General features: G+C 57.2%; 13 protein-coding genes. 11 read left to right on the top strand and 2 right to left on the bottom strand.

Annotation, left to right across the window (positions count from 1 at the left end):
* The first annotated feature begins 101 nt into the window (after window positions 1–101).
* Together VVR27_RS01405 and VVR27_RS01400 are read left to right on the top strand one after the other, a co-directional pair.
* Window positions 102–1,160, top strand: coding sequence for a methionine ABC transporter ATP-binding protein (locus VVR27_RS01405; protein ID WP_368546739.1), 1,059 nt, complete (start codon window positions 102–104; stop codon window positions 1,158–1,160).
* The gene (locus VVR27_RS01400) at window positions 1,160–1,858 is read left to right on the top strand and encodes a methionine ABC transporter permease (protein WP_346872525.1); all 699 of its coding nucleotides are present in this window, start codon (window positions 1,160–1,162) and stop codon (window positions 1,856–1,858) included. The genes VVR27_RS01405 and VVR27_RS01400 overlap by 1 nt, the downstream gene beginning before the upstream one ends.
* A gap of 73 nt (window positions 1,859–1,931) precedes the next feature.
* On the opposite strand, the gene VVR27_RS01395 is transcribed toward VVR27_RS01400, so the two are convergent.
* Window positions 1,932–2,456 carry a hypothetical protein gene (locus VVR27_RS01395; RefSeq protein WP_368546738.1) on the bottom strand — a complete coding sequence of 175 codons (525 nt, stop codon included), beginning with the start codon at window positions 2,454–2,456 and terminating at the stop codon, window positions 1,932–1,934.
* A 42-nt stretch (window positions 2,457–2,498) separates the two neighbouring features.
* A complete protein-coding gene (locus tag VVR27_RS01390) occupies window positions 2,499–3,206 on the bottom strand; it encodes an HAD family hydrolase (RefSeq protein ID WP_368546737.1) in 708 nt (235 codons plus the stop codon).
* Between the two features lie 126 nt (window positions 3,207–3,332).
* Between VVR27_RS01390 and VVR27_RS01385 the strand changes: the two genes are divergently transcribed.
* The 9 genes from VVR27_RS01385 (at window position 3,333) to VVR27_RS01345 (ending at window position 12,520) form a co-directional block, all read left to right on the top strand.
* Window positions 3,333–3,875 carry a histidine phosphatase family protein gene (locus tag VVR27_RS01385; protein ID WP_346872522.1) on the top strand — a complete coding sequence of 181 codons (543 nt, stop codon included), beginning with the start codon at window positions 3,333–3,335 and terminating at the stop codon, window positions 3,873–3,875.
* A gap of 38 nt (window positions 3,876–3,913) precedes the next feature.
* Window positions 3,914–4,498 carry a histidine phosphatase family protein gene (locus VVR27_RS01380; protein WP_368546736.1) on the top strand — a complete coding sequence of 195 codons (585 nt, stop codon included), beginning with the start codon at window positions 3,914–3,916 and terminating at the stop codon, window positions 4,496–4,498.
* Window positions 4,499–4,546: 48 nt separating this feature from the next.
* Entirely contained in the window at window positions 4,547–4,948 is a 402-nt protein-coding gene (locus tag VVR27_RS01375) for a VanZ family protein (RefSeq protein WP_368546735.1), read from the top strand.
* Window positions 4,949–5,055: 107 nt separating this feature from the next.
* Window positions 5,056–5,847 (top strand): DeoR/GlpR family DNA-binding transcription regulator, encoded by a 792-nt coding sequence (locus VVR27_RS01370; protein ID WP_237202815.1) that lies wholly within the window; start codon window positions 5,056–5,058, stop codon window positions 5,845–5,847.
* Entirely contained in the window at window positions 5,844–6,806 is a 963-nt protein-coding gene (locus VVR27_RS01365) for a 1-phosphofructokinase family hexose kinase (RefSeq protein WP_368546734.1), read from the top strand. Before VVR27_RS01370 ends, VVR27_RS01365 begins: the two co-directional genes overlap by 4 nt.
* A 117-nt stretch (window positions 6,807–6,923) precedes the next feature.
* Window positions 6,924–8,918 carry a fructose-specific PTS transporter subunit EIIC gene (locus tag VVR27_RS01360; RefSeq protein ID WP_368546733.1) on the top strand — a complete coding sequence of 665 codons (1,995 nt, stop codon included), beginning with the start codon at window positions 6,924–6,926 and terminating at the stop codon, window positions 8,916–8,918.
* Between the two features lie 42 nt (window positions 8,919–8,960).
* Complete coding sequence (gene ptsP, locus VVR27_RS01355) at window positions 8,961–10,658, top strand: phosphoenolpyruvate--protein phosphotransferase (RefSeq protein ID WP_346872516.1); 1,698 nt, start codon at window positions 8,961–8,963, stop codon at window positions 10,656–10,658.
* A 126-nt stretch (window positions 10,659–10,784) separates the two neighbouring features.
* Window positions 10,785–11,063 carry an HPr family phosphocarrier protein gene (locus VVR27_RS01350; protein WP_368546732.1) on the top strand — a complete coding sequence of 93 codons (279 nt, stop codon included), beginning with the start codon at window positions 10,785–10,787 and terminating at the stop codon, window positions 11,061–11,063.
* Between the two features lie 356 nt (window positions 11,064–11,419).
* The gene (locus VVR27_RS01345; protein WP_368546731.1) at window positions 11,420–12,520 is read left to right on the top strand and encodes a lipid II:glycine glycyltransferase FemX; all 1,101 of its coding nucleotides are present in this window, start codon (window positions 11,420–11,422) and stop codon (window positions 12,518–12,520) included.
* Window positions 12,521–12,677: the final 157 nt, after the last annotated feature.

Below are 12,677 nucleotides of genomic sequence, written 5' to 3'. Positions count from 1 at the left end.
CACGCAGCCGCAGCGGTAGCCCAACTAGGCTACCGCTGCGTTTGCCTGACCGGCATCCAGGGCTTTAGTACCAAGATGCTCCTACCTACTGAAGAGAAACCATGACCGAAGACCACATTGTATCGTCACGTTCGGCAGCTGAACCCATGGTCGTCCTGTCGAACGTCACCAAAGAATTCCGCGTAGGCAAGAAAACTGTTACCGCCGTTGATCACGTCGATTTGACCATCAACCGCGGCGAAATCTTTGCCATCATCGGCTATTCCGGTGCCGGTAAATCCACGCTGGTGCGGCTCATCAATGGGCTTGAATCCATTACTAGTGGCTCCCTGACCGTCAACGGGTTTGAGGTTGCTGGTAAACGCGAATCCCAGCTGCGTGAAGCCCGCACCAACATTGGCATGATTTTTCAGCAGTTCAACCTGATGAACTCACGCACTGTAGCCGGTAACGTTGAGTTCCCGCTCAAGGTAGCTGGCTGGGATAAGAACAAACGCGCTGCGCGCGTCACCGAGCTACTGGAGTTCGTCGGTCTTGCTGATAAGGCAAATAACTACCCCGATCAGTTATCAGGCGGTCAGAAACAGCGCGTGGGGATTGCCCGTGCCTTGGCCACTTCACCTTCCCTGCTCCTAGCAGACGAATCCACCAGTGCCCTTGACCCAGAAACCACCGCTGAGGTGCTGGATCTACTTAAAAAGGTCAATCACGAGCTGGGTATCACCGTCATCGTGATTACGCACGAAATGGACGTCGTCTCAAACATTGCAGACCGCGTGGCAGTTATGGAGCTGGGCAAGGTCGTAGAGAGCGGCAACGTTTACGATGTTTTCTCTAACCCCCAGACCGCCACTGCCAAGCGCTTTGTGGGTACGGCCGTCAAAACTACTCCCGTGGGTGGCGAAGCTGCTGAACTCAAAGGACGCCACCGCGGCTATCTCATCAACATCGAAATCACCGAGGGGAACACTAGCATCGGCAAGGTGCTCTCTTACCTGGGATCCCGCAATGTTTCCTTCAACATTGTGCAAGGTGGTCTAGAAACCCTACAGGGTAAGAGCTACGGTAACCTCACCCTGGAACTAATCGGCGATGTCATCAGCATTGATGCGGCGGTTGCTGAACTCAAAACCGTAACCCGCGTGCAGGAGGTACGCTAATGTACACGAGCGAAGGTAAACTGCTGGCGGCTAATTCGGTCGACTGGGCCTCTTTTGTGCCCGATAAGCTGGTCCCCGCCCTGGGCGAAACTCTCTACATGGTGTCCTTCACCATGCTCATTGCCGGTTTCCTGGGCCTGGTGGTGGGGCTTTTGCTCTACACCACCCGCCAGGGCAACATCCTGGCCAATCGCTTCGTTAACATCGTGCTTAATGTCGTGGTGAACATCGTTCGCCCCATCCCCTTTATCATTTTGTTGGCTGCTCTGGGCCCGCTGACCTCCATGGTGGTTGGCACCAGGCTGGGTGCTAATGCGGCTATCTTTGCCATGGTTTTCGGCGCGACCTTTGCTATTGCCCGCATTGTTGAGCAGAACATGGTCTCTATTGACCCCGGCGTGATTGAAGCAGCACGCGCTATGGGTGCCTCAAAGATGCGCATCCTCTTCACGGTTATGATCCCCGAGGCGCTCGGCCCGCTGATTCTGGGCTACACTTTCTTGGTCATTGGCGTGGTCGATATGTCTGCTATGGCAGGCTACATCGGCGGCGGTGGCCTGGGCAAGGTGGCTCTGGTGGACGGCTACCAGCGCTTCAACGAGGTCATCACCTGGAGCGTCGTTGCCGTCATTATCATTCTGGTGCAGCTCATCCAGCTGGTGGGCAACATGTTGGCCCGCAAGGTCATGCGCCGCTAGTCAGGGCAGGTGGGCTTGCCCCGCACGTCTAAGGCCGGTCTCTCTTCTGAGGAGACCGGCCTTTTGTTGGTGGTTAGTTTTTCTTACCGCTGACCCAGGATGAGTCGTAGAAACCGGAGTCGGGCAAGTTCTTCTGCGTCCGGGCTATGTCTTTTTCGTAGAGACGCTCGGCATAGTCGGTGGGGCGTACCAGCCGGTCGTCGTCCTCATCATCGTGGTCGGTGAAGCGGGCCAGGGTGAAGATACCGTAGAGCAGAGCTGCGAAGAGTAGGAAGAAGAAGGCAAGCTCAGCCCACATAATTACATAGTTGCGGCGAAGCTCCGGCGACACGTCAGAGTAAACAGCGGGCACCACCGTAAAACTGGCTAGAGCCGTGATGAGGGCAAGCCCGGTCAGAGTATGCGGAAACCAGAACCAGCGGCTCAGCGGCTTCCTAGGTTTCCGAGCAGAGTGCTGCCCGACCGGATCATCAGCGGTACTGGTGGTGGGAGTAGGAGAGGGCGGCAGGAAGTCCCTGTAATAGGCGCGCTCGTCCTCACTAAGATCCTCAAGGCGCTTACCAAAACGCGATTGATCGCGCTCAGATTCTTCAGGCATCGTTGCCCTCCCTCTCTCTGGCTAGTCTATATAACCTGCTAGCTATGCTTCGCTGGCGAGCCAGCGGTCTACCTGGGCGAGAAGATCTGCGTCCTTGAAAGAGTCAAAGCGCCCAATTCCCGCCGTGAGGAGTTCTTTTTGTTCCGGTGTCTCGGGAGTAAAAATCAGACAGCGAGTGCCTGCGCCGGTTGCTGCCATCATGCCCGTAACGGAATCTTCTACCGTCAGAGCTTGTTCGGGGCTAAACCCTAAACGGCGTACTGCTTCAAGGTAGATATCGGGCGATGGTTTCGGTGAGGGCACATCGCTGGAAGATACCCAGGTGGTTACGATATCTGCATAGCCAAATTTCTGCATTTTCACGGCCAGTAATTCCCCAGATGAATTAGAAGCAACCGCTACGGGAATATGAGCCGCTAGCTTCTTGATGAAGTCAAGAGTGCCCGGGATGGGTACAACCCCGCGGTCCAGAATCTCTAGCTCAGTGGATTTCACATGGGCGAGCACCTGATCATAGAAGTCTTCTTTGCCTTGTGCCTGGGGTGAAAGGCGGGTAATGACCTTAGCCAAGTCTTCTGCTGCCGAACCGATCAGTGATGTTTCGAGCTCTTTGGTCACGGTCACGTCGTAATGGTCAAAGAGCTCAATTTGGACGTCGTTCCAAAGAGTTTCTGAGTCAAGCAGCACGCCATCGCAGTCAAAGACAGCGCAGTGGGGCGCCCAGGTATCAGTGGTATCAAGAGAAAACATATCTTAATGCTCTCATAAGAGCCCTTACCCCGGGGGCGATATTACGCAGCAGGCACAGATTGCCTAGAGTAAGCTAACAGTGGCTCTACCCAGCAGGGTAGAGAGAGTGCTGGAATAATGGAGCCTATGCCTATCGTACTTATCAGACACGGCCAGACTGACTGGAACATCGACCGCCGCCTGCAGGGTGCCACCGATATCCCGCTCAACGACACTGGGCGGGGCCAGGCTCTGGAAGCAGCTCATAACCTGCGCACCTTTGCTGAGGACCGGGGTGAGAGCTTCACCTGGGACGCGGTGGTCACCTCCCCGCTGAGCCGAGCGGTAGAAACCGGACAGATCATCGCCGATGCTCTGAGCCTAGAAATCGGTGGAGTCTATGCCGGACTGGCTGAACGGTCCTTCAGGAGCCTTGAGGGCACTAAATCCAACCCTGAGATTTGGGCAGCCGTAGTGGCGGAAACCCTGGATATAGAACCCATGGCAGACTTTCTGGCACGCACCGATGCCGCCCTAATGCAGGTCGAAGCTGACTACCCGCAACAGAACGTCATTGTGGTTGCTCACGGCATGCTGATTGGCGCCACCTTGCAGGCCCGCACTGGCGGTGAACTGCTCATCCCGGTGAATGGTGCAGTCATTGAATTGCCTGTACACCTCTCCGCCTAAACTGCTTTGCCGCTGATCCACCGCCCAGAAAGAACCCTATGACTACGCATAACACCGGTTCCCTTACCCTTATCCGTCACGGCCAGACTGACTGGAACAAGCAGTGTCTGATGCAGGGCTCCTCCGATATTCCCCTCAATGATGTGGGGCGTCAGCAGGCGCACGATACTGCCGCTGCCCTCAAAGCGCGTGGTCTCAGCTATGACGTGGTCGTTGCCTCCCCGCTAAGCCGGGCTTTAGAGACAGCTCAGATTATTGCCGCAGATTTCGGTCTCACGGTCAGCGCTACCTACGATGGGTTGGTAGAGCGCAGCTATGGTGAAGCGGAAGGGCTAGATATCTCAGAAGAAGCCCGCCGCACCCCCGATGCCTTTTATGCGGGAGTCGAATCGGAGCGATCTGTCTACCTGCGCGGCATTGAGACTCTGCGCAAAATTGTTAGTGATTACCCGAATCAACGGGTCATCGCTGTTTCTCACGGTTCCCTCATTCGGCGGGCTCTTTCAGCTACGCAGGGTGAGGAATTTGGCACGGTCGCCAACGCAGAACCTTTCCAGGTGGATTTGCCGGGGCTGGCGTCCTGGTCAGTTGATAATGAACCGCTGTTGATGGGCAAACCCTAGGTGCGATTACCTTTCACACTGCTGGGGTGGGCGGCTCTATCCTGCTACTTGCTCACCGTTGCTGTGATTGTATTCTGGCCGGTGCACGTTGACGCGGGGGAGCCCAGCCACGTTCTGCAAGAACTTCTACATACCGGTTACCGTTCAGGGCTCTTACCCCGCTGGTTCGGCTACGCCCAGGTGGAATGGCTCTCCAACGTGCTGATATTTATGCCCGGTGGCTTGCTCTTTACCTTACTTCTGCGCCCTACTCGCTCCTGGTTGGTGCCTCTGGGAGGTCTGGGCGCTACCCTTTTCATTGAAACTATCCAGCACTTTATGCCCGGGCGAACCAGTTCACTGCTGGATGTGTTGGCTAACTCCCTGGGTTGTGCTATCGGTTGGGTTGTGGGTTTAGTGGTTTTACATGTTGTCTTGAAACCCACGCAAACCCTCAAGGAATGCGTGTAATACAACGCTTCTAGGTCTTTGAACATTGACGTACCCAACTAAACCCACATAAAATCAACTGTGTATAGGGTTTACCCCCAAACCAAATTTTTTAAGGTGATGAACACATGTTCGCTGAAGAACGACGTGCCGAGATTGCGAAGCTCGTAGCCTCTGCCCGCCGTGTCAATGGCGCTGACCTGGCTCGCCGCTACGAAGTCACGATGGAAACCGTCCGCCGTGACCTAGCAGCGCTTGAAGCCGATGGTAAGTTGCGCCGAGTACACGGCGGCGCGGTGACGGTTGAGCAGTCGACCTCGGTAGAATCCTCCATCGCCCTGCGCCAAAATATGAATACCCCCGAAAAGCAAAAAATCGCTATGCGAGCCTACGAGCTCTTGCGCGATTCGGATGCCGGGGCCGTGGTGCTGGACGCAGGTACGACCATCGAAATCTTGGCAGACCGTATTGCTGCTAGCGACTTCTCCCTCAAATCTGGTGCTGACCGTCTGATTATCACTCACGCCCTTCACATCGCGGTGAAGCTGGCTGAAGCTGATGGTATCGTGCTCGATATGGTGGGTGGACAGTTGCGCAAGATGACCTGGGCCGCTGTAGGCACTCGGGCGGCTGACCACTTTGCGACCATCCGCCCCGATATCGCTTTCATTGGTGTCAATGGCCTGGACCCCGAGTTCGGCCTCAGCACCCCAGGTCTTAACGAGGCAATCGTTAAAACTGCCATCGTTAAGTCTGCCCGCCGTGTAGTGCTTCTCTGTGACTCTGCCAAGTTTGGCCAGGAATCCCTGGTGCGCTTCGCCGGGCTTGAAGATGTAGACACGCTTATCACCGACAGCGCGCCCGAGGGCAAGCTTGCTGAGGCGCTTGAAGAATCTAACGTAGAGGTACTGATCGCATGATCGTCACACTAACCGCTAACCCCAGTATGGACCGCACCGTTGAACTTGAACACGAGATCAAGCGCGGTGCCGTGCAGCGCGCCGTGGCCGCGGCGTCCGATCCCGGCGGCAAGGGCGTCAACATCGCTCGTGCGCTCACTATCTCTGGCTTTGAGACTATAGCTGTGTTGCCCGGAGATAACGAAGACCCCGTGCTGGCCAGCCTCAAAGAGGCCGAGGTTCCCTTCGTAAACATGCCCATCGGCAGCCCTATCCGTTCAAACATCACCGTGGTTGAGCCTGATGGCACCACCACCAAGATCAACGCTCCGGGTGAACCTCTGAACGATGTTGCCCAGCAGCAGCTGACCCGTCTGATGATTAAAGAAACCATTGATGCCAGCTGGCTGGTGCTGGCAGGCTCCCTGCCCGCTGGCGTCCCTGGTGACTACTACGCCGTGGTGGGGCGCTCCATCCGTGAATCCCTGGGTGAAAAAGCTCCCCGTATCGCTGTGGACACCTCAGGTGTAGCCCTGCGCGATGCGCTGGTTGGCCTAGACGGCATGCCTAATCTCATCAAGCCCAACTCAGAAGAACTGGCTGAACTGGTCGGCAAACTTGAGATGGCAGATGAGCTAGAAGATAGCCCCGAACTGACCGCCCGCACCGCCAAGGAACTGGTAGACCGCGGTGTCGAGATGGTGCTGGCAACCCTGGGTGGTAACGGCGCGGTGCTGGTGACCAAGGACGGTGCATGGCACGCAGTGCACGCCCCCGTGAAGGTTCGTTCAACCGTAGGTGCGGGCGACTGCTCTCTGGCCGGCTTCCTGATCGCCCACGAGCAGGGCAAGACCCTGCCCGACTGCCTGGTGCAAGCGGTTGCACATGGTTCCGCCGCGGCGTCCCTGCCGGGAACTCAGGTGCCCACCCTAGGATCCACCACTCCCGACGCAGTTACCCTGCGCCAGTTGGATTTCTAAACTATAAGTTTTAACCTATCAACCACACACCTGCCCTCAACCCGTGATAGGTGCCCGCATACGTGGGAAACGGGCAGTTGGCGCTTTGAGTATCTTTAGACTCCCAAGGAGGAGCACATGTCTGCTCTTATCACCGCGAATCTCATCACCCTGGATGAGAACCTAGGCGATTCCCGCTTTGATGTTATTAAGCATCTGACGCAGGCGGTTGTCAACGCAGGTCGGGCCACCGACTTTGAAACCCTCTACGCCGCGGCCCGTGCGCGCGAAGAAAAGACCGACACCGGTATTCCCGGCGGCATTGCGATTCCGCACTGCCGCAGCGAGGCCGTTACCGAACCGACCCTGGCGATGGCTCGCCCTGCACCCGGTGTTGACTTCGGTGCTAAGGACGGCGCGGCCGACCTGATTTTCTTCATTGCAGCTCCCGCTGATGGTGATGAGGCGCATCTGAAGATTCTTTCAAAGATGGCTCGCTCTCTGATGAAGAAGAGCTTTACTACCGCTTTGCGCGAAGCTAAGACTCGCGATGAGGTAGTTGTGTTGGCTGAAGAAGCACTGGGTTTGCGCGAGAAGGCTGAGCCTGCTGCTGCGGTTCCTGCCGCCTCAGTGTCAGCTCCTGCTGCCGGAGAGCCCGCCCGCAAAAAGATTGTGGCTGTGACCAACTGCCCCACCGGCATCGCTCACACTTACATGGCAGCTGACGGACTTAAGTACGCCGCTGAGGAAATGGGCTACGACTTCAAGGTTGAGCCCCAGGGCTCATCCGGTGGAGAGAAGCTCACTCAGGCTGAAATTGATGAAGCCGATGCTGTGGTCTTCGCCGTTGCCCTGCCCGTGCGTGGACGCGAGCGTTTTGCCGGCAAGCCTTACGTCGAGTCATCCGTCAAGCGCGGTATTGATGAGCCCAAGGTCATGATTGAAGAAGCCCTGCGCGAGGCCGAGAACCCCTCAGGTAAGCGAGTAGTCGCCGGTGCTACCGATGCAGAAGAGACCGCTTCAACGGACGGTTCTTGGGGTTCACGCATCTACAAGGCACTGATGACCGGTGTCTCTTACATGATTCCCTTCGTGGCAGCTGGCGGTATTATTCTTGCCATTGGCTTCATGCTTGAAGCAATCACTATGCCCAACCTGGGTGACGTCGATCCCGCCGCCATCCTTGAAGGTGCTTCACTGACCAACCTGGGCGATACCCCGCTCAGCCTCTACCTGGGTGCAGCCCTGCACACCATCGGTGGTTTCGGTCTGGGTGCTATGGTTCCCATCCTTGCTGCCTTCATCGCTTACGGCCTGGCGTCCCGCCCCGGTATTGCTCCCGGCTTTATCGCCGGTTCAGTCGCTGTGCTGGTGGGTGGCGGCTTCTTGGGCGGTATCGTTGCCGGTCTGCTCGCTGGTCTGTGTGCCTACTGGCTCTCACTGCTGAAGCTGCCCCGCTGGTTGGCATCCATGATGCCCGTGGTGGTTACTCCTCTGGTGGCTACCCTCTTTGCCGGTGGCCTCATGTTCTTCCTGCTCGGCGGCCCTCTGGCCTGGGTTACCTCCTCACTGGAGAACTGGCTCAACGGCATGACCGGCACCTCAGCTATCGTTTTGGGCCTCATTCTAGGTGCCATGATGGGCTTTGACCTTGGCGGCCCCGTCAATAAGGCAGCCTACCTCTTTGCGACTGCAGGCCTTGCATCCGGTACTCAGGCAAGCCAGGAAGTCATGGCAGCAGTCATCATCTCAGGTATGGTGCCCCCGCTCGCTATGGCGCTGGCAACCGCCCTGCGCCCCAAGCTCTTCACCGCCCCCGAACGCGAAAACGGTAAGGCAGCCTGGCTGCTGGGTGCATCCTTCATCTCAGAAGGCGCTATCCCCTTTGCTACCGCTGACCCGCTGCGTGTAATCCCCTCTTCTATGGTGGGTGCTGCGGTTGCCGGTGCTATCGCTATGGGTAGTGGTGTGGCTTCGCCCGCGCCCCACGGTGGCGTCTGGGTTATTGCCCTGGTTGATAACCCCGTAATGTTCCTTGTGGCAGCGCTTGCAGGTACGGTAGTGTCAGCTCTAATGTACATCGTTCTGAAGTCTCTTTCATCAAAGAAGACCGAAGAAACCGTCGCCGCATAAACTCATAATCACTCTCTTTTGAGGTCTAACAAAGGAAATCGTATGACCACCTATAACGGTGTTGGCGTCTACGCTGGACGCGTCATCGGCAAAGTGCTCCAGATGCCTGATCCCATCAAGGCACCTTCAACCTCTTTGAAGCTCTCAGCCGATGAGACACCTGAGGCAGCCGCTGAACGTATCAAGGCAGCAGCAGAAGCTGTTAAGAACGGTCTGCTGGAACGTGCTGAGCACGCTGGTCGCGACGGCAAGGCAGTGCTCAAGTCAACCTCTCAGATGGCAACCGACCGCGCCTTGCTCAAGAGCGCTATCAAGCTCGTTGAGACGCAGAACAAGGCACCCGAGCTGGCCGTGTGGGAAGCTGCCTCCTCATTTGCAGATCAGATGGCAGCCCTGGGCGGCTACATGGCAGAGCGCGTCACCGATATTCACGACGTCCGCGCCCGCATCGTTGCTGAGCTGACCGGCCAGCAGGCACCCGGCATTCCGGTTTCTGCTGAGCCCTTCATCCTGGCAGCTATTGACCTGGCGCCGGCCGATACCGCTACCCTGGACCCCAAGCAGGTTATCGCTCTGATTACCTCCGACGGCGGCCCCCAGGCACACACCGCTATTCTGGCGCGCGGTCTTGGTCTGCCCGCTATCGTTGCAGCTAAGGGTGTGACCGAGATTCCAGCTGGTACCGAGGTCTACGTTGACTCCAACGAGGGTCTTGTTGAAACCGAGGTCACCGAAGCTCACCGCGAGTTGGCAGATAAGTATGCCAACCGCAAAGAACTGCCCGACTTCGACGGTCACGGTGTGATGGCTGACGGCAACGCCGTTCCCCTCTACGCTAACGTTGGCGACGGCAAGAGCGCTGAGAAGGCAGCCGGCCTTAAGGCAGAGGGCGTTGGCCTGCTGCGCACCGAGTTCGGCTTCCTGGGTCACGACAGGGAACCTTCCATCGAAACTCAGACCGCCAGCTACAAGGCAGTCTTTGACGCTTTCCCCGGACAGCACATCGTAGTCCGCACTCTGGACGCCGGCGCAGATAAGCCCCTGCCCTTCCTCAACACCAAAGAAGAAGAGAACCCCGCTCTGGGTGTACGCGGTTTCCGCACCGACTGGACCGTTCCCGGCGTCCTCACCCGCCAGCTTGAAGCCATTAAGGCAGCATCTGACGATTCAGACGCTGATATCTGGGTCATGGCACCCATGATCTCAACCACCAGTGAAGCGCGTAACTTCAAGAACATGCTGGATGAGGTAGGCCTGAAGCCCCGCGGCGTCATGGTTGAGACCCCCGCAGCAGCCGTTAACGCTGAAGCGATTCTGGGTGAAGTTGACTTCGTGTCCATCGGCACCAACGACCTGACCCAGTACACCATGGCAGCAGACCGCCTCCTGGGCGACCTGGCGCACCTCAACAACCCCTGGCAGCCCGCCGTCCTCAAGATGATCAAGCTGACCGTTGAAGGCGCCCAGCGCGCATCAACTAACGCTGGCACCAAGAAGTACGTCTCGGTCTGTGGTGAAGCTGCAGCTGATCCTGCCCTGGCGGTTGTTCTGGTCGGTCTGGGTGTTGACACCCTTTCCATGAACGCTGGCGCGATGGCCGCTGTATCAGCAGTTCTCAAGTCAGTAACACGCGAGAAGGCCCAGCAGATTGCTGTCAAGGCACTGTCAGAGATTTCCTCTGCAGAAGCCAAGGCAGCAGCCCGCTCCGAACTGCCCATCCTTGATGAGCTAGGCCTCTAAGAGCTACCGTTTGCTCTTCGATAAATCACACTGAAACAAGCGGTAAACACGCGAAAACGTGTTTACCCTGTTCTAGACTCAATAGTGGAGAACAATCCACCTTCTTTCCCGTCTAAGGAGAACACCATGGCAGAACGTATTGCCACCATTGCAAGCCGCGTAGGCTTGCACGCACGTCCCGCAGCGATCTTCGCTGAAGCAGCCGCCGACCTCCCCGTTGAGGTCACCATCGCAGCTGAGGGTGAACCCGCAGACGAGGCAATGGACGCAGCGTCAATCCTCTCACTGATGTCACTGGGTGCCAAGCACGGCGACAAGGTTGTTCTGCGTGCAGAGGGCGAAGGCGCTGATGAAGCACTCGAAACCCTGGTCAAGATTCTTGAGACTGACCACGACGCCGAATAAGTAGAGATTTAGCCGTGCGTTGTGGTGGTCAGTAGCGGCAGTTCGCTCCGCTTACCGCACCACATTCGTCAGCTCTTAGGTCACCGCGCGCGGTGACCATCTGACTCATCACAACGCCGATTAATCGACGCCAGGTAGATAAGACTTGAGAGTCTTACATGGCTCTCACCGTCTAGTGCGGTGGGAGCCATTTTTATGCCCTTTATGGTCAGGCAGAGCGCTGGACTACCCCAGGGCGTCGGGTGTGCCGGCGTATCTCACGTAGAGATGGGGTGCATAGGTGGGGGCTAAGTCGATAGACTGTAAAGCTGAAACCCAATTCATGCGCCACCGCGCACCACAGAAAAAGAGGGACCTTGCGAGAATTCACAGCACGCTTCGCCACCGAAGCAGAAATCGCAGCCTGGGACGAGCACGTTACCGCTAGCCCCGGTGGCGGTAACCTGTTGCAGTCTGCCTCCTTTGCCTCCGTCAAAGCCAAGCACGGCTGGAAGCCGCTCTACCTCGTCCACGAAGGCACCACCATCATCAACGGTGAGCCTGCCCCCTTCGCCAGCTACAACCTGGTCCTGGAGAAAGCTGTGCCCGCCCTGGGCAAGATCTGGTACATGATCAAGGGCCCCGGTGTGAACAGTGTTGAAGAGATCCCCGCAATCCTTGAAGCTAACGAAGAATTCATCCAGCGCGAGAAGCTGAGCGTTTTTGCCGTCAAAATCGAGCCAGACATCATCGCTAACGATGAAATCAACGCCTACATGGCAAAGAGCGGCCTGGTGAAGTCTTGGAACATTCAGCCCAACGATTCGACCGCCATCCTCGCCACTGACAAGAGCGAAGAAGAGGTTCTGAAATCTCTTTCATCCCGCGGCCGCAACGCCGTGCGCCGTTCCCTGCGCGAAGGCTGCAAAGTCGAGCGAGTAGAGCTAACCGACGAGAACATGAAGAAGATGTACGCTCTCATGGATACCGTGGGGCAGGGTAACGCCAAGGTTCACCTGCGTTCCTACGACTACTACCGTGACTTCTGGACCAGCTTCGCCAACGCCGGCCAGGGCCGCCTCTACTTCACCTACGAGGACGGCGAACCCTCCGTGGGCGCATACGTCATCAACTACGGGGATAAGGGCACCTACAAGGACGGCGGCTCCAAACCCCGCCGCAAGCAGTACGGCGACTCTCACCAGGTACAGTGGACCGCTCTGACCGACCTCATGAAGGAACACGGAATCGTCAGCTACGACTTCTGCGGCACCCCGCCCAAGGATCAGCTGAAGAACAAGGACCATCACCACTACGGTCTGGGCCTCTTCAAGACCTCCTTTACCAAGGACGTCATCGACTACGTGGGTGTCTGGGACCAGGTGATCTCACCGGTTAAGTACAAAGCCTGGAACACCTCGGTTGAGAAGGTCATGCGTCAGCTCTGGGTGCGCAAAACCGGCCAGCCCTTCTACTAAAGAGAGGTTTAGTAGGGTTTGGGCTGAGCCAAGCTCGTAGCTCGCCTGCTGTACCGGGGCTGGCTTGAATTTCCTGTGCGAGCTCGCGAGCCTGAGCAAGAGGGTCAGCAGCGCGTGTGAGCTTGGTTCAGCCCACTGAGACCCTTTACATACCTCT

The sequence above is a fragment of the Rothia sp. LK2492 genome, from assembly GCF_040946345.1.
GTDB lineage: Bacteria > Actinomycetota > Actinomycetes > Actinomycetales > Micrococcaceae > Rothia > Rothia endophytica.
The sequence above is the reverse complement of the archived record's forward strand: the minus strand, read 5'-3'. Positions and strand labels throughout refer to the sequence as shown.